Source organism: Streptomyces sp. NPDC059443 (assembly GCF_042750105.1).
GTDB lineage: Bacteria > Actinomycetota > Actinomycetes > Streptomycetales > Streptomycetaceae > Streptomyces.
Genome location: NZ_JBHYVM010000016.1, coordinates 132,298 through 149,356, shown reverse-complemented (window position 1 = coordinate 149,356; position 17,059 = coordinate 132,298). Strand labels below are relative to the sequence as shown.

Genomic DNA, 17,059 nt, shown 5'->3' with positions numbered 1-17,059 from the left:
GCCGGGGGGGGGGGGTTTTTTGGGGCGGGGGGCGATAGCGCCGGCGCGGGGGGGGTCTCCGGGGTGGCGTCCCTTCTCGACCGCGGGGCGCCCGCCCCCCCCCCCCCCCGGGTCCGGGCGGAGCCCGGGGAACGGTGGAAGGGCGGGTAGGGGACTCCGCCCCGCAGGGCGCACTACCCGCACCCGCCCATCGGGCCCCGCGCCGGGACGGCAGTGGGCGACGCCCTAAGAGGGGATCGTGTGGCGGCGCGCCCGGAGCGCCAGGCTGAGGGAGAGGACCGTCTCCGGGTCGTCCAGGTCCGCGCCCAGGAGTTCCGAGATGCGGGCCAGGCGGTTGTACAGGGTCTGCCGGTTCAGGTGGAGCTCGCGCGCGGTCTCCGCCTTGCGGCCCGCGTGGGCCAGGTACGTCTCCAGGGTGGGGAGCAGAGGGGGGCGGGAGACCGTGTCGTGGACCCGCAGGGCGCCGATCGCGCGGTCGACGAACGCCGCCAGGTCGGGGTGTTCGCGCAGCCGCCACAGGAGGAGGTCGATGTCCAGGCGGCGGGCGTCGTACCAGGGCCGGGGCGGGAGCCCGTGCGCGGCCGTGGCTGTCTCCGCCGCGTGGCGCAGGCCCGCCGAGGCCGCGGCCCAGCTGCCGCAGACCCCGACGACCACGGCCGGCGGAGCCCCCGCCCGGTCCAGGCCGGCACGCTCGACGCCGGCCCGCAGCGCCGCCGCGACCCGGTCCGCCACCGTCGTGCGTTCGGCGTCGCTGCGGAGCGAGACCAGCAGCGGGACGCGGCCCTCCACCGGGCGGACGCCGAGCAGGACCGGGACGCCGACCGAGGAGAGTTCTTCCAGGACCGCGCGGGCCAGGACCGCCCAGTTCCCCGACGGGCCCAGCTCCGAGGACAGCCGCATGACCACGGGCAGGAGCGGACCGGACCCCGGTTTGAAGCCCAGCACGCGCGCCTGGGCGGGGGCGTCCTCCGCCGAGATCCGCCCTTCCGACAGGTCGGTCAGGAAGTCGCCGCGGCCGCGCGCCGCCAGCTCGTCCTCCTGCCGGGCCTGCATCAGCACGACGGCCAGTACGCCCGCCGTCCGCTCCGCCGCCATCCGGTGCACGGGCAGCAGCGGGGAGGACACGCCGAGCAGGACCAGCCGGGCCCGCACCGACCCGGTGCCGTGGCCGCCGCCCGGGACGTCGACCACCACGGCATTGCCGGTCGGCTCGGCCGGGCGCTGGCCGCGCAGGCCTTCCCACACCTGGAGCGGATCCGCCGCGGCCTCGCCGGAGACCGGTCCGGCCGCGTACAGGAGCTGTCCGTCGGGGGTCTCCAGGAAGACCGGGTTGGCCGTGAAGTCGGCCAGGATGTGCAGGACTTGCGGGATCCCGCCGCCGCCCAGCAGGGCTTCCGTGCAGCGGCGGTGGACCTCTTCGGCCCGCTGGAGCAGGGCGTAGTGGCCGTTGACGATCTCGGTGTGCACCTCCTCCGTCACCGTCACGAAGGGGACCTCGCGGTGCAGCTGGACCAGCGGGAGGCCGGCCGCGCGGGCGGTCTCCACGATCGTGGCGGGCAGTCGGGTGAACCTCGGCCCCAGTTCGACGACCAGCGCGGCGATGCCGCGGTCCGCGAGGCGGCGTACGAAGGCACGCTGCTCGGCGGGCCGGGTGCCGAGGCCGAGCCCCGTGGTCAGCAGCAGCTCGCCGCCCTTGAGCAGGGACGCGATGTTGGGGACCTCGCCGGCGTGCACCCAGCGCACGTTCCGTCCGAGCCGGTCGGCGCAGGCCACCACCTCGGGCAGCCCGCTCCGCAGCCCCGGCAGCTCCAGCGCCCGCTGAACCGTGATCCCGCCCTGGTTGTCCATATCGCGGACGGTACCGGCCGCCCTGTTCCCGGAACATCACCGGGCGGTTACGGAGTCCGATATGCCCCCGTCCGGCCTGACAACTCGTCGTCCCTGCAAGGAGATTATCGGACCGCATGCCGATTGTGGTGTACGTCACGCGGAGCGAGAGTGAGCGCCCTCACGACAGGAACGAGGAGCCATGAGCACGGATACCAGCACGGGCGGCGGCGCACCACAGGTCCAGCGGCTCAAGGCCAATTCGGTGGGCCTGGTCGGCGTCGTCTTCATGGCGGTCGCCACCGCCGCTCCCATCACCGCGATGACCGGCAACCTCCCCATCGCCGTCGGCTTCGGCAACGGCATCGGCGCCCCCGCCGGCTACCTCTTCGCGACCGCCGTGCTCACCGTCTTCGCGGTCGGCTACGTGGCCATGGCCAAGCGGATCACCGCCGCCGGTGCCTTCTACGGGTACATCTCGCACGGGCTCGGCCGGATCGCCGGCATGGCCTCCGGGATGCTCGCGGTCCTCGCGTACATCGTCTTCGAGGCCTCGATCGTCGGCGTCTTCTCCTACTTCACCAAGACCACCGTCCACGACCAGCTCGGCATCGACCTGCCCTGGATCGTCTACGCGGCCGCCATGCTCGCGGTCACCGCCGCCCTCGCCCACTTCGACATCAACCTCACCGCCAAGGCCCTCGGCGTGATGCTCGTCGCCGAGATCGCGGTCCTCTTCGCCGTCGCCACCGCCGTCCTGATCGCGGGCGGCGGCCCGGACGGCATCCCGATGGAGCCCATCAACCCGAAGAACGCCTTCACCGGCACCTCCGCCGGACTCGGCCTCTTCTTCGCCTTCTGGTCCTGGGTCGGCTTCGAATCCACCGCCATGTACGGGGAGGAGTCCCGCGACCCGAAGCGGGTCATCCCCAAGGCGACCCTGATCTCCGTGGTCGGCGTCGGCCTCTTCTACATCTACGTCTCCTGGATGACCATCGCCGGCAACGGCCTCACCAAGTCGGTGGAGCTCTCCGCCTCCGCGAGCCCCCTCGACCTGTTCTTCGCCCCGACCCACACCTTCATCGGCGCCTGGGCCGTCGACGCCTTCCAGTGGCTGCTGCTCACCGGCTCCTTCGCCTGCGGCATGGCCTTCCACCAGTGCGCCGCCCGCTATCTCTACGCCATCGGCCGTGAGGGCTTCCTCCACCCGGGCCTCGGCCGCACGCACGCCAAGCACGGGTCCCCGTACATCTCCTCCATGGTGCAGACGGCCATCGCCACCGGCCTGGTCGCGCAGTTCTGGCTGACCGGGCAGGACCCGTACGTCCACCTGTACACGCTGCTCGCGATCCTCGGCACGATGGCGATCCTCATCGTCCAGACCCTCTGCTCCTTCGCGGTGATCGGCTACTTCCGCAAGAACCACCCCGAGGACCGGCACTGGTTCCGCACCTTCACCGCCCCGCTCGTCGGCGGGATCGCCATGGCCGCCGTGGTCGTCCTGCTGCTGGTCAACATGAAGACCGCGGCCGGGCTCGCCGCCGACTCGTTCTTCTTCACCCTCATCCCGTGGATCGTCGGCGTCGTGTTCTTCGGCGGTCTCGGGCTCGGCCTGTGGCTGAAGTTCAAGGCCCCCGAGCGCTACGAGATCATCGGCCGCGTGGTCCTGGAGGACGCGGCCGAACGCACCGACGAGCCCGCCCCCTCCTCCGCAGCCGTCTGAGAAGGAGCCACCGCCATGGCACGTACGCCCCTCATGCACGCGCTCCGACAGCTCGCCGCCGAACACGCCGCCGCCCGCCGGCTCGGCCTGCCCGTCGCCGAGGTGCGCGGCTCCACCCGCCGCCAGCTCCTCGGCCGGGCCGCCGCCCTCGGTCTCGGCACTGCCTTCGCCTCCGCGGCGGGCGCGTCCGCCAGTGCCCACGCCGTCGAGGCCCTCCCCGCGAAGCAGCCCGTCACCCCCGCCCGCGTCGCCGTGGTCGGCGCCGGCATCTCGGGGCTGACCGCAGCCCTCACCCTCCAGGACGCGGGCGTCGCCTGCACGCTCTACGAGGCCAACCCGAGCCGCGTCGGCGGCCGGATGTACAGCCAGCGCTCCCTCTGGGCGTACGGGCAGACCTCCGAGATCGGCGGCGAGCTGATCGACACCAGCCACAAGAAGATCCTGGAACTGTGCCGCCGCTTCAACCTGCCCACCGAGGACTTCCTCGGCGGCGGACCCAACGGAGCCGAGGAAGTCCTCTGGTTCAACGGCACCTACTACGCGCGCACCCAGGCCGACGAGGACTTCAAGGCCGTCTACCAGGCGCTGCGCCGCGACCTCCAGGAAGCCGGCGAGGTCTCCTGGAACTCGACGACCCCGGCGGGCACGGCCCTCGACGACATGACCCTGTACGAGTGGATCGAGACCCGCGTCCCCGGCGGCCACGGCTCGCAGCTCGGCCGTTTCATCGACGTGGCGTACAACGTCGAGTACGGGGCCGACACCGATCAGCAGTCCGCGCTCGCCCTCGTCCTGCTCATGGGCTACCAGCCCAACCCCGGCAGCTTCAACGTCTGGGGCCAGTCCAACGAGCGCTACCACATCACCGGCGGCAACGACCAGCTGCCGAACGCCATCGCCAAGGCGCTGCCCGCCGGTTCGCTCGTGATGGGCCGCGAGCTGACCGCCGTACGCGTGGCCGTCGACGGCACCCAGACGCTGACCTTCAACGACGCGGGCGCCACCCGGACCGTCGTCGCCGACCACACCATCCTGTGTCTGCCGCTGCCGATCCTCCAGCGGATCGACCTCACCGGAGCCGGCTTCGACCCGCTGATGAAGAACCTGCTGCGCGATGCCCGCATGGGCTACTGCACCAAGCTCAACATGCAGTTCACCAGCCGGCCCTGGCGCGGCACCGGCCCCTGGCCGGGGGTCTCCGCCGGGGACTGCTTCAACGACCTCGACATCCAGCAGACCTGGGACACCACGAAGGTCCAGCCGGGCAACGGCGGCATCCTGCTCCAGTACGGCGGCGGCACCCTGGCCGGCTCGCTCACCCCCGCCAGCCCCTTCGCCACCGATTCCGACCCCTACGTACGCACCCTCGCGGGCCGGATGCTCACCGGGATCGACGCGTTCTTCCCCGGCACCAAGGCCGCCTGGACTGGGCGCGCGCAGCTCTCGGCCTGGCACCGCAACCCGTACTCGCTGGGCGCGTACTCGTACTGGCCGACCGGCTACCTGCACAAGTACGCCAAGTACGAGGGCACCGCGCAGGGCCGGATCCACATCGGCGGCGAACACTGCAGCTACGACTTCCAGGGGTTCATGGAAGGCGGGGCCACCGAGGGGGAGCGGGCGGCGCGGGAGGTGATCACCGCCCTCACGTAACCGGTCGCCCTCAGGCAACCGGTCCTAGGCCGGCTTGATGTTGTGGTTGAAGCGGAAGACGTTGTCCGGGTCGTACCGCCGCTTCAACTCGCCCAGCCGCCGCATGTTGTCGGGTCCGAGGCCGGCCACCACCCGGTCGCCGCCCTCGTCCCCCGTGAAGTTGAGGTAGACCGCGCCGGTGCTCCACGGCTGGACGTCGGCGCGGACGTCCTTGACCCACCGGCGGACGCGGTCGTCGTCGGCCGGGTCCTCCCAGGCTCCGAACGGGTGCACCGCCCAGGGCGCGTCGCGGAACGGCACCGGGTAGTCGGCCGGACCCTCCGCGATCGCGCCGCCCTGCGGCCACACGACGTGCTGGGTGCCGCTCGGCACCGGCATGGAGTCCGCGCGGGCGCAGAACACGTCCACGAACTCGTCGGGCACACCGGTCAGGTACTCGGCCGACCAGTAGTTCCGCAGGCCCGGCGGGTCGTCGAGCATGCACTGGAGCTCCGCGTAGGGCAGGACCGTCACCATCTCCACCTCGTGCGGGATCGCCAGCAGCGGCGCGGCCAGAGCGCGCAGCTCCTCCTCGGGTCCCGCGTACGTGACCAGCGCGCCCGCCAGCAGCAGGCCGACCAGGTGCGGCGGGACGAACTCCTCGGGCGGGCCGGTCAGGTAGATGGCGCCGCCACCGGCCTCGCGCGGTCCGGAGTCCAGAATGTCGCGGAACGTACGGACCACCTCGGGCCCGTGCTCCGGCAGGTACAGCAGGAACGCGATGGACATCACCGGCAGCTCGTGCAGCCGCAGGGTCAGGGAGGTCGCGATGCCGAAGTTGCCGCCGCCGCCGTGCAGCCCCCAGAACAGCTCGGGGTGGTCCTGGGCGGTCGCCGTCACCATCTCGCCTTCGGCGGTGACCAGGTCCACGCCGAGCAGGTTGTCCACCGCCAGGCCGAACTTGCGGTCCAGCCACCCGGTGCCGCCGCCCAGCACGAAACCGCCGACCCCGGTGGTGGAGACGCGGCCGCCGGTGGTCGCCAGCCCGTACGGCTCGCAGGCCCGGTCGAGGTGGCTCATCGTGGCGCCGCCCTCGACCTGGACGGCCGACGCCCCGGGATGGACCGTCACCGCGTGCATCCGGCGCAGGTCCACGACCAGGCCGCCGTCGTTGAGGGACATGCCGGCGACGCTGTGGCCGCCGCCGCGCACGGCTACGGGCAGGTCGAGCCGGCGCGCGAAGCGCACGGCCGTCACCACGTCCACCGGGCTCTCGCACTGCGCGATGACGGCGGGCCTGCGGTCGATCATCCCGTTGTAGACCGCGCGGGCCTCGTCGTACCCCGGATCGTCCGGAGTGAAGACGTCACCGGACAGGTCTTCGCGGAGCTCGGCAAGTGCCGTGCCCGCCTTCGAGAGGGGAGCCATGGCTACCCCCTTCCGGGAGGGGCGGAAGGGCAGACGACCCTTCCAGGGTCGCACGCAGTCGTTGGGTTGGCCTGGTTTCCCTATGGCTTGTGCAGGTTCTGGTCGTGTTGCGTGTCCTTGCCGGGGGTGGGCTCGTTCCGTATGTGAGTCCGATGATCGGACTGTCGGTCGCAGCTGGGGCGGGGGTGTGGGCGTGCGGCGGAAGATCGCGCTGGGTGAGGGGGAGACCGGGCGGGTGGCGTGCGCGTCCGCGACCGCGTTCCGGGGCCTGGACACCGTCAGCGGTGAGGTGCTGAACGCGGCCGCGTTGGGTGAGCGGGTGGGCTGGCTGACGGCGCTGGTGGAGACGATGGCCGCCGGGGTTGTCGGCGGGCACTGGTCTCGGGCCGAGCTGGCGCTGCTCGCTTCGGGTATTGCGCCTTGGGGCGAGCGGTTGCCGTCGAACGCGTGGATGGCGTTGCGGACGCTGGGCTGGACGGCTGTCGTCCCGGAGGGCCTGTATGTGCCCGACCGGGTCTGTCGGGTCGCCGAGGAGCAGGCCGGGCGGGTCCTGCGGTCGGCTGAATGGCGGGCCGCTCTGGTCGATGCGGTCCTGAGCACCTGGCCGACCGGTGTTGACCCGCTCAAGCGCACTGATGAGGAGTGGGCAGCGCTCTGGGGGGCTTGCGCGCAGGGAGCGGCAGTGCCCGCGTCCGTCTTCCGTTCGCGCACGCGACAGGTGGCGCGGTTCCTCGCCGTGCACCGGCGTCTGCCCGCTGGTCTGTGTGAGCTGGAGGCGGCCCTGGGCGGGGGCCGTCAGGTGGTGCTGGCCGCTGCCGACAAACAGCTCGCCACCCTGGTCCGGTGCGAGGACGACCCCGCCCGCTACGCGGTGCTGACCGTACGGCTCCCCGTACGCCCCGACCCCCGCAATCGTGCCGACTGGCATCCGGTACGGATCCGGTTCCGCCTGCCGCCCACCATTGACGCCACGGCTGCCCTGCACGCCCCCACCCTGCGCCTACGTGGCGGGCGGCTGCGACTCGATGTTGCACACACGACCCCCGTGCCCAAGACGCTGCGCTCCGGGCACGGTCGGGCGGTGGCCTTCGACTACGGGCTTAACACGCTACTCACCGGCGGCACCGTCACCCTGACCGGTGGCGCCCAACCAGCCGTCCTCACCGACGGACAGTCGGTCTTCCTCCGTATGAACGGGGTTCTGGCCAAGGCCGACCGGCTCCGCGTCCATGGCGAACACCTGTGGACCAAAGCCGCCCATCTCCAGGCGCTCCTGGACGGCCAACACGCCCTCGCCTGCTGGCCCGACCCGGCGACCGCCGCCAAACTCGCCGTCCTGCGCACCGAGCACGCCCGGGTCAGTAGACGCCGTGAACGCCTGAACGCGCAGATCGCCAAGGCGGCCGCGCGGTTCATGGTGGATCACGCCCGGGCCGTGGGGGCGTCGGTGATCTATCTGGAGGACCTGCGGGACATGGAGGCCCGCGGCAAAGGCCGCACCCTCAACACCCGCCTCTCCGGCTCGGTGCGCGGACAGATCGTGGCGGACGTACGTCACCAGGCGGCCCGGTACGGGATCGCGGTGGTGATCGTCCCGGCGCGTGGCACCTCCAAGTACTGCCCCCGCTGCCTGACCGCCTTCCGTCACCACGCCGCCCCCGACAGCACCCGGCCGGGCTGGAAATGGGCCACCTGCCCCAACTCCGACTGCGGATACAGCGCGGACCGGGACGTGGCCGCCTGGCAGCGCATCGGCGCCCGGGGCCTGCAACATCAGGACCTGACCCTCCTGGACCGTGAGAGTGGCACCTATGTGATCCGCCGCACGGTTCAGGAGCTGGACCGGCCCGTCCAGCACACCAAGCCCACCCACCCGGACCTGTCAGGGGCCGGTCCGCAGCAATCCGCTGTGGACCGGACGAAGACGGGCCCGACGAGAATCCGCCCTGTGCCCAGGCAGCGACGCAGGGTCCCCGCCCCACCCGGAACACCAGCAGCCGTATCTTCGGCGGCAGGTCCGGGTGGAAAGCGTCCGGCGGGGCGGCAGCCCGAGTCACCCACCCACCGCACCCAGCGGCGACGTGGGCGGCAGGCACCGCACACGATGAGCACCCCCGCACGGCACCAACCGTGCGGGGCCAGACTCGGAGCAGGCTTCCACCTGCACACCCACGCCACCCCGCTCAGACAGCGGCCACGGCGAAACCCGAGACTCTTTTCCGACCGGGGCGAACACCCAGCCCCGGCTGGGAAAACCTAAGCTCATCCGAGACGCTAGTCACCCGCCGTACGCCCCGCTCGCCGTGAGCCGCAGGGCCGTGTCGATCAAGGGGACGTGGCTGAAGGCCTGGGGGAAGTTGCCCACCTGGCGCTGGAGCTTCGGATCCCACTCCTCGGCCAGCAGGCCCAGGTCGTTGCGGAGCGAGAGGAGCTTCTCGAAGAGGCGGCGGGCCTCGTCGACGCGGCCGATCATCGCCAGGTCGTCGGCCATCCAGAACGAGCACGCGAGGAAGGCCCCCTCGTCGCCCTCCAGGCCGTCCACGCCCGCTTCCTCGCCCGCCGTCGGGTAGCGCAGGATGAAGCCGTCGGGGGTGGACAGCTCGCGCTGGATCGCCTCGATCGTGCCGATCACCCGCTTGTCGTCCGGCGGCAGGAAGCCCATCTGCGGGATCAGCAGGAGGGAGGCGTCCAGCTCCTTCGAGCCGTACGACTGCGTGAACGTGTTGCGCTCCTTGTCGTAGCCCTTCTCGCACACGTCCTGGTGGATCTCGTCGCGCAGCTCCCGCCACCGCTCCAGCGGCCCGTCCGCGTCCCCGCTCTCGATCAGCTTGATCGTGCGGTCCACGGCCACCCACGCCATCACCTTCGAGTGCACGAAGTGCCGGCGAGGGCCGCGCACCTCCCAGATGCCCTCGTCCGGCTGGTCCCAGTGGGTTTCCAGGTAGCGGATCAGTTTGAGCTGGAGCAGCGACGCGTAGTCGTTGCGTGCCAGGCCCGTCATGTGGCCCAGGTGCAGGGCCTCGGTGACCTCGCCGTACACGTCGAGCTGGAGCTGTCCGGCGGCTCCGTTGCCGACCCGGACCGGGCGCGAGTTCTCGTACCCCGGCAGCCAGTCGAGCTCGGTCTCGCCGAGTTCCCGCTCGCCCGCGATCCCGTACATGATCTGCAGGTTCTCCGGGTCGCCGGCCACCGCGCGCAGCAGCCACTCGCGCCAGGCGCGGGCCTCCTCGCGGTATCCGGTGCGCAGCAGCGAGGAGAGGGTGATGGCGGCGTCGCGCAGCCAGGTGTAGCGGTAGTCCCAGTTGCGGACCCCGCCGATCTCCTCGGGGAGGGAGGTGGTCGGCGCGGCGACGATCCCACCCGTGGGGGCGTACGTGAGGGCCTTGAGGGTGATCAGGGAGCGGATCACCGCCTCCCGGTACGGGCCGTGGTACGTGCACTGCTCGACCCACTCGTGCCAGAACCCGGTGGTGGCCGTCAGGGCCTCCTCGGCCTCCGGCTGCTGCGGCGGCTCCTTGTGCGAGGGCTGCCAGCTGATGCAGAAGGCCATCCGGTCGCCGGGGCCGACGGTGAAGTCGGAGTACGTGGTCAGGTCCTTGCCGTAGGTCTGCGCCTCGGTGTCCAGCCAGACCGAGTCGGGGCCGGCGACGGCGACCGTACGCCCGTCGACCTTGTGCACCCAGGGCACCACGCGGCCGTAGCTGAAGCGCATGCGCAGGGCGGAGCGCATGGGGACGCGCCCGCTGATGCCCTCCACGATGCGGATGATCTGCGGGGCGTGGTTCTCGCGGGGCGGCATGAAGTCGATCACGCGGACCGTGCCGCGCGGGGTGTCCCATTCCGATTCCAGGACCAGCGAGTCACCGCGGTAGCGGCGGCGCGAGGCGCGCGGGGCCTCGGTGCCGGCCGGGAACGCCGGGCCGATCCGCCAGAACCCGTGTTCCTCGGTCCCGAGAATGCTCGCGAAAACGGCATGGGAGTCGAAACGTGGCAGGCACAACCAGTCCACCGCCCCGTCCCGGCAGACCAAAGCCGCGGTCTGCATGTCCCCGATCAGTGCGTAATCCTCGATGCGCCCGGACACGTTGCATCTCCAGTCGAACAGCACGTCCGCCCCGTAGGGCGCTGGCATTGCGCGGTCGCGCGGTAGAGCGGTGCCCCCCGTTCCTCTGTGTGGAACGCCGCGCCCCGCCCATGATTCCGGAACCGGCCGGGTTACGCCGTTCGCGGGGCTGCTCGACGGTGATGTGATCGATCTCCGAGCAGGATATGACGGCACCCTAGTGATCCCCCGGAGCCCCGGGACAATGGCGCTCGGCCGAACGGGTGAGCAGGAACGATGTCCCCGCGACGAGGGTCGGCACAGGATCCGGCGCGTGGCCGGAAGCGGACCGGCCCGGGCGCTGATAGGCTGGTATCCCGTGGACCGGTGGTCTGCCTGTGCGAATCAGGAGCCCCGAAACCGCAGCTTCGGCGCCCCCTGAGACCCCTCCGGATCGATGGTGGCAGGCGCCGGACGCACCTCACCTCGCGACCCACGGGAGCCCCCTCTTGGCGATGCCGCCCAAATCCATGACGACCAAGCACATCTTCGTCACCGGGGGTGTCGCTTCCTCCCTCGGCAAGGGCCTGACGGCCTCCAGCCTGGGTGCGCTGCTGAAGGCGCGCGGTCTGCGGGTCACGATGCAGAAGCTCGACCCGTACCTGAACGTCGACCCCGGCACGATGAACCCCTTCCAGCACGGCGAGGTGTTCGTCACCAACGACGGCGCCGAGACCGACCTGGACATCGGTCACTACGAGCGCTTCCTCGACGTCGACCTCGACGGCTCGGCCAACGTCACCACCGGCCAGGTCTACTCGCAGGTCATCGCCAAGGAGCGGCGCGGCGAGTACCTCGGTGACACCGTGCAGGTCATCCCGCACATCACCAACGAGATCAAGCACCGCATCCGCCGCATGGCCACCGCCGACGTGGACGTGGTCATCACCGAGGTCGGCGGCACCGTCGGCGACATCGAGTCCCTGCCGTTCCTGGAGACGGTCCGCCAGGTCCGCCACGAGGTCGGCCGCGACAACGTCTTCGTCGTGCACATCTCGCTGCTGCCCTACATCGGCCCCTCCGGCGAGCTGAAGACCAAGCCGACCCAGCACTCGGTCGCGGCGCTGCGCAACATCGGCATCCAGCCCGACGCCATCGTGCTGCGCGCCGACCGCGAGGTCCCCACCTCCATCAAGCGCAAGATCTCGCTGATGTGCGACGTCGACGAGGCGGCCGTGGTCGCGGCGATCGACGCCAAGTCCATCTACGACATCCCCAAGGTGCTGCACACCGAGGGCCTGGACGCCTACGTCGTGCGCAAGCTCGACCTGCCGTTCCGCGACGTCAACTGGACGGTGTGGGAGGACCTGCTGGACCGGGTCCACAACCCCGACCACGAGGTCAAGGTCGCGCTCGTCGGCAAGTACATCGACCTGCCGGACGCCTACCTGTCGGTGACCGAGGCGCTGCGCGCCGGCGGTTTCGCCAACAAGGCCCGCGTCCAGATCAAGTGGGTCACCTCCGACGACTGCAAGACCCCGGCCGGCGCCGCGGCGCAGCTGGCCGACGTGGACGCGATCTGCGTGCCCGGCGGCTTCGGCGACCGTGGTGTCAACGGCAAGGTCGGCGCGATCACCTACGCCCGCGAGAACAAGATCCCGCTGCTCGGCCTGTGCCTGGGCCTGCAGTGCGTGGTCATCGAGGCCGCGCGCAACCTGGCGGGCATCGAGGACGCGAACTCCACCGAGTTCGACGCCTCCACCGCGAACCCGGTGATCTCCACGATGGAGGAGCAGCTGGCCTTCGTCGAGGGTGCGGGCGACCTGGGCGGCACCATGCGTCTGGGCATGTACCCGGCGAAGCTCGCCGAGGGTTCCATCGTGCGCGAGGTCTACGGCGACCAGGCGTACGTGGACGAGCGCCACCGCCACCGCTACGAGGTCAACAACGCCTACCGCGGCGAGCTGGAGAAGAAGGCCGGTCTGGTCTTCTCCGGCACCTCCCCGGACAACAAGCTGGTCGAGTACGTCGAGTACCCGCGCGAGGTGCACCCCTACCTGGTGGCCACCCAGGCCCACCCGGAGCTGCGCTCGCGTCCGACGCGCCCGCACCCGCTGTTCGCGGGCCTGGTCAAGGCGGCCGTGGAGCGCCAGCAGGCCGCGAAGTAGCAGTTCGACCGCGCAACGCGGACCGCATAACGTGGGCAGCCGGGGTACGGAGATCCGTACCCCGGCTGTCGCGCGTTGCGGAGGGGTACGGGGCATGGACATCGGCATCAAGGACACGGCGGAATCCTGGGAGACGGTGTCGACGCGGCGGCCGTTCCAGGGCGCGAAGACGGCGGTGGCCTCGGACGAGGTCAGGATGCCGGACGGGTCCGTGGCCCGCCGCGACTACCAGGTGCACCCGGGATCGGTGTGCGTACTGGCCCTGGACGAGGAGGAGCGGGTCCTCGTCCTGAGCCAGTACCGGCACCCGGTGCGGCGGCGGCTGTGGGAGCTCCCGGCCGGCCTGCTGGACGTGGTGGGGGAGAACCCCCTGCACGGGGCGCAGCGCGAGCTGTACGAGGAGGCGCACGTCAAGGCCGAGGACTGGCGGGTGCTGGCCGACTTCTACGCCTCGCCCGGCGGCTCGGACGAGGCGATCCGGATCTTCCTCGCCCGGGGCGTCTCGGAGGCGGAGGGGGAGCGGTACGCGGAGTCCGGCTCGGAGGAGGCGGACATGGAGCTGGCGTGGGTGGCGCTGCCCGAGCTGGTACGGGGCGTGCTGGCGGGCGAGCTCGGCAACCCGGGGATGGTGACGGGTGTCCTGGCCCTGTCGGCGGCCCTTGCCTCCGAGGGCGGCCTCGACTCCCTCCGCCCGGCCCAGTCCCCCTGGCCGGCCCGCCCGTACGAGGCGTAGCCCGGCGGGACCTCCTCCGGCGAGGCGTTGGGCCACCTGGGGGACCGGTGGGGCCACAAGGGTTCCTGGTGTGACCATCGGCTGATCCGATCGGGCGATTTGTCCGCCGCGCTCCACCCGGTTCGTCGCTCTGCGTGAACTACGCTCGCAATCCGAAGGCAGCGAGAGGAGCGGATCCGTGACGGATTTCGTCGGGCGGCGGCGTGAGCTCAAGGAGCTGCGCGAGGACATCGCGCGGACCGGGCTCGACACCCTCTCGGGCCGCAAGGCCAAGGCGCCGCGGGCCCGCGTGCTGCTCGTCGCCGGGCGGCCGGGGTCGGGCCGGACCGCCCTCGCCGAAGCCCTGGTGCGCGAGATCGCCGACGAGTACCCGGACGGGGTGCACAAGGTCCGCCTCACCACCCCCGGCGGCGAGGCCGTCGCCACCGAGCGTGCCATCCGCACCCTCCTGGAGGGGCTCGGGCAGCCCACCCCGCCCGGAGCCGCCGAGGACGAGCTCAGCTCCGCCCTGCGCACGGCCCTCGTGGGCCGCAGGGCGGTGCTCCTCGTCGACGACGCCGCCGACCCGCACCAGGTCGACGCCCTGCTGCCGGACACCCCCGAGTGCCTGGTCGTGGTCACCGCCGAGGGGCCCCTCACGGGGATTCCGGATGTCCGCCCCTGCACCCTGGGGGGCCTGGACACCCCCGCCGCCGTCCGCATGCTCGTCCAGCGCATCGGCGACATCCGGGTGGCCAACGACCCCTGCGCCGCCGAAGCCCTCGCCGAGGAGTGCGGGGGCCAGCCCGCCGCGCTGAGCCTGGCGGGCGGCTGGCTCGCCGCGCACCCCAAGGCCTCCATCACCGATGTGGCCAAGCAGCTCCACGACATGCCCGCCGGCGCCGGCGGCCCGCTCGCCCGGACGTTCCGGCTCGTCTACGAGTCCCTCCCGCAGCCCGCCCAGCGGACCCTGAGGCTGCTTCCGCTTGCCCCGGCCGGGCTCGTCGACTCGCACACCGCCTCCGCCCTGGCCGGCTGCTCCGTGGCCGCCGCGCAGTCGATCCTGGAGGACTTCGCCGCGCTGGGCCTCGTACGGAGCGCCCACGACGGGCTGTTCCTGCTGCCCGGCTGCCTCGCCCCGCTGCTCCAGGCCCTGCTGGAGGCCAGGGAGCGCCCCGCCGAGGTCCAGCTGGCCCGGGCCCGGATGCTGGAGCGCACCGTACGGCTGCTGCTCTCCTGCCGGGCCATGGCCGAGGACGACGAGGGCAGCGGTCTCGGTGTCCCGGAGAAGCTGGACGGGCTGCCGCGCGCGCTGCGCTTCGCCGACCGGCGGGCCGCCGCGACCTGGCTGGACACCCGGCTGCCCGCGCTGTCCGCGGCGGCCTCCCTGGCCGTCGCCGACGGGGAGCTGGACACCCTGGCCCGCCGCCTCGTCGCGGCGCTCGCCGGGGCCCTCTCGGACCACCGGGGCACCGCCGGGGCCGCCCCCGAGCTGTACGGGCTGCACGGCCTGGTCCTGGACGTGGCCCGGCGGCGCGATCTGCACCGGGAGCAGGCCGCCGCGCTGCTGAACCTGGCCGATCTGGACGCCGGGACCGGCCGTACCCAGGAGGCGCTGGAGCGGTACCGGGCCGCGCTGGACGCCGGAAGGGCGGCGAATGACCCGTACGCGGCGGGCCGCGCGATGGAATCCGTAGGCGGCGCGTACCAGGAGCTCGCGGACTGGCACCGGGCCTCCGACTGGTTCGGCAGGGCCCTGTCGCACTCCCTCGCGCGGGGGGAGCGGGCGGACGAGGCGAGGCTGTACGGACGGCTCGGAAACGTGCACACCTACGCGGGCCGGTACGGGGAGGCGCTGCGGAGCTGGCGGGCCGCCTCCGCCGGGTACCGCAAGCTCGCCGATGTCCCGGGCCAGGCAAAGGCGTTGAGCGAGATGGCGCGGATCCAGGAGTACGCGGGGCGGCCCGAGGAATCGCTGCACACCTGCCGGGAGGCGGTGGAGCTGGCGCGCAAGGCCGGGGACCTGCGGCTTCAGGCCGCGCTCCAGGTGCGGCTGGCCGACACCCTGGACCGGCTCGGCGATCCCGCGGCGGCCAGGCTGCACCGGTCCGCGGCCGACAGATTGTTGGGAGATGACCCCGCAGCCTGCGAAATCCGTAGTGGTTCCGACTGAGATTATTGGTTTGCAAGGCTAGACAGCAGCTCGTCCTTCATTAGACTGGGTTCACCCGGGTCGTTCCTGGGGCATCCCGTTGCGTGTTCTTGTAAACGGGTTTGTATGGAAGTACCCCGAAACATCCCCTGAGCCAAGGACCGTGAGCCACGATGAAGGTCGGCATCCCCCGCGAGGTCAAGAACAACGAGTTCCGGGTCGCCATCACGCCCGCAGGCGTGCATGAGCTGGTCCGCAACGGCCACCAGGTCTTCATCGAGCAGAACGCCGGTGTGGGCTCCTCGATCACGGACGCCGAGTACGTCTCGGCCGGCGCCGAGATCCTGGGCACCGCCGACGAGGTCTGGGCGATCGCGGACCTCCTGCTGAAGGTCAAGGAGCCCATCGCGGAGGAGTACCACCGCCTCCGCAAGGACCAGACCCTCTTCACCTACCTGCACCTCGCGGCCTCCCGCGAGTGCACGGACGCCCTGCTGGAGTCCGGCACCACCGCCATCGCGTACGAGACGGTCGAGACGGCGAACCGCGCCCTCCCGCTGCTCGCCCCGATGTCCGAGGTCGCGGGCCGGCTGGCCCCGCAGGTCGGCGCCTACCACCTGATGCGCTCGGTCGGCGGCCGCGGCGTCCTCCCGGGCGGCGTGCCCGGCACCCACGCCGGCGAGTGCGTGGTCATCGGTGGCGGCGTCTCCGGCTGGAACGCCGTGCAGATCGCCGTCGGCATGGGCTTCCACGTGACCCTGCTGGACCGTGACATCAACAAGCTCCGCGAGGCGGACAAGATCTTCGGCACGAAGATCAAGACGATCGTCTCCAACGCCTACGAGCTGGAGAAGGCCGTCATCGAGGCCGACCTCGTCATCGGTGCGGTCCTCATCCCGGGTGCGAAGGCCCCGAAGCTGGTCACCAACGAGCTCGTCGCCAAGATGAAGCCCGGAAGTGTCCTTGTCGACATTGCGATCGACCAGGGCGGCTGCTTCGAGGACTCCCGCGCGACCACGCACGCCGAGCCGACCTTCCAGGTCCACAACTCGGTCTTCTACTGCGTCGCCAACATGCCGGGCGCGGTGCCGAACACCTCCACCTACGCGCTGACCAACGCCACGCTGCCCTACATCGTGCAGCTCGCGAACCTCGGCTGGGTCGAGGCGCTGCGTCGCGACCCGGCGCTCGCCCTGGGCCTCAACACCCATGACGGCCAGGTCGTTTACGGTCCCGTCGCCGAGGCCCACGGCCTGGCGACCCTGGAGCTGAACACGCTCCTCGGCTGATTCCGAGCCGCTCCGTCAACGACTGACGTCAATCTCACGTATCCGGCCGGACCTTGCCCGCAAGGTCCGGCCGGACACGTTTGCGG

At 71.6% G+C, this 17,059-nt stretch carries 10 protein-coding genes; 7 read left to right on the top strand and 3 right to left on the bottom strand.

What is annotated here, in order from left to right; translation table 11 throughout:
• Positions 1-225: 225 nt before the first annotated feature.
• Complete coding sequence (locus tag ACFXDJ_RS18025; protein ID WP_384656683.1) at positions 226-1,848, bottom strand: PucR family transcriptional regulator; 1,623 nt, start codon at positions 1,846-1,848, stop codon at positions 226-228.
• 181 nt (positions 1,849-2,029) lie between these two features.
• Between ACFXDJ_RS18025 and ACFXDJ_RS18020 the strand changes: the two genes are divergently transcribed.
• Together ACFXDJ_RS18020 and ACFXDJ_RS18015 are read left to right on the top strand one after the other, a co-directional pair.
• The gene (locus ACFXDJ_RS18020; RefSeq protein ID WP_384849508.1) at positions 2,030-3,550 is read left to right on the top strand and encodes an APC family permease; all 1,521 of its coding nucleotides are present in this window, start codon (positions 2,030-2,032) and stop codon (positions 3,548-3,550) included.
• A gap of 15 nt (positions 3,551-3,565) precedes the next feature.
• Positions 3,566-5,203, top strand: a complete 1,638-nt coding sequence (locus ACFXDJ_RS18015; RefSeq protein ID WP_384656677.1) for a flavin monoamine oxidase family protein — start codon at positions 3,566-3,568, stop codon at positions 5,201-5,203.
• Between the two features lie 24 nt (positions 5,204-5,227).
• On the opposite strand, the gene ACFXDJ_RS18010 is transcribed toward ACFXDJ_RS18015, so the two are convergent.
• Positions 5,228-6,610, bottom strand: a complete 1,383-nt coding sequence (locus ACFXDJ_RS18010) for an FAD-binding protein (protein WP_384849505.1) — start codon at positions 6,608-6,610, stop codon at positions 5,228-5,230.
• A 193-nt stretch (positions 6,611-6,803) separates the two neighbouring features.
• Here ACFXDJ_RS18010 and ACFXDJ_RS18005 point away from each other — a divergent pair, with 193 nt between their 5' ends.
• Positions 6,804-8,870: a zinc ribbon domain-containing protein gene (locus ACFXDJ_RS18005; protein WP_384656671.1), complete on the top strand. Its 2,067-nt coding sequence runs from the start codon at positions 6,804-6,806 to the stop codon at positions 8,868-8,870.
• Positions 8,871-8,888: 18 nt separating this feature from the next.
• On the opposite strand, the gene ACFXDJ_RS18000 is transcribed toward ACFXDJ_RS18005, so the two are convergent.
• Positions 8,889-10,694: a glycoside hydrolase family 15 protein gene (locus tag ACFXDJ_RS18000; RefSeq protein ID WP_384656688.1), complete on the bottom strand. Its 1,806-nt coding sequence runs from the start codon at positions 10,692-10,694 to the stop codon at positions 8,889-8,891.
• Positions 10,695-11,167: 473 nt separating this feature from the next.
• Here ACFXDJ_RS18000 and ACFXDJ_RS17995 point away from each other — a divergent pair, with 473 nt between their 5' ends.
• The 4 genes from ACFXDJ_RS17995 to ald all read left to right on the top strand — a co-directional run bounded on the left by ACFXDJ_RS17995 (position 11,168) and on the right by ald (position 16,973).
• Positions 11,168-12,820: a CTP synthase gene (locus ACFXDJ_RS17995; protein ID WP_384656669.1), complete on the top strand. Its 1,653-nt coding sequence runs from the start codon at positions 11,168-11,170 to the stop codon at positions 12,818-12,820.
• A gap of 100 nt (positions 12,821-12,920) precedes the next feature.
• On the top strand, positions 12,921-13,553 hold the full coding sequence (locus tag ACFXDJ_RS17990) for an NUDIX domain-containing protein (protein WP_384656685.1): 633 nt from the start codon (positions 12,921-12,923) through the stop codon (positions 13,551-13,553).
• 178 nt (positions 13,554-13,731) lie between these two features.
• Entirely contained in the window at positions 13,732-15,705 is a 1,974-nt protein-coding gene (locus tag ACFXDJ_RS17985; protein ID WP_384656667.1) for a tetratricopeptide repeat protein, read from the top strand.
• Between the two features lie 152 nt (positions 15,706-15,857).
• Entirely contained in the window at positions 15,858-16,973 is a 1,116-nt protein-coding gene (gene ald, locus ACFXDJ_RS17980) for an alanine dehydrogenase (protein WP_384656664.1), read from the top strand.
• Positions 16,974-17,059: the final 86 nt, after the last annotated feature.

Bases quoted from the DNA above. Each gene is read 5' to 3' on its own strand.
- ACFXDJ_RS18025 (WP_384656683.1), bottom strand. From the start codon at position 1,848: ATGGACAACCAGGGCGGGATCACGGTTCAGCGGGCGCTGGAGCTGCCG.
- ACFXDJ_RS17995 (WP_384656669.1), top strand. From the start codon at position 11,168: ATGCCGCCCAAATCCATGACGACCAAGCACATCTTCGTCACCGGGGGT.
- ald (WP_384656664.1), top strand. From the start codon at position 15,858: ATGAAGGTCGGCATCCCCCGCGAGGTCAAGAACAACGAGTTCCGGGTC.
- ACFXDJ_RS18015 (WP_384656677.1), top strand. From the start codon at position 3,566: ATGGCACGTACGCCCCTCATGCACGCGCTCCGACAGCTCGCCGCCGAA.
- ACFXDJ_RS18010 (WP_384849505.1), bottom strand. From the start codon at position 6,610: ATGGCTCCCCTCTCGAAGGCGGGCACGGCACTTGCCGAGCTCCGCGAA.
- ACFXDJ_RS18020 (WP_384849508.1), top strand. From the start codon at position 2,030: ATGAGCACGGATACCAGCACGGGCGGCGGCGCACCACAGGTCCAGCGG.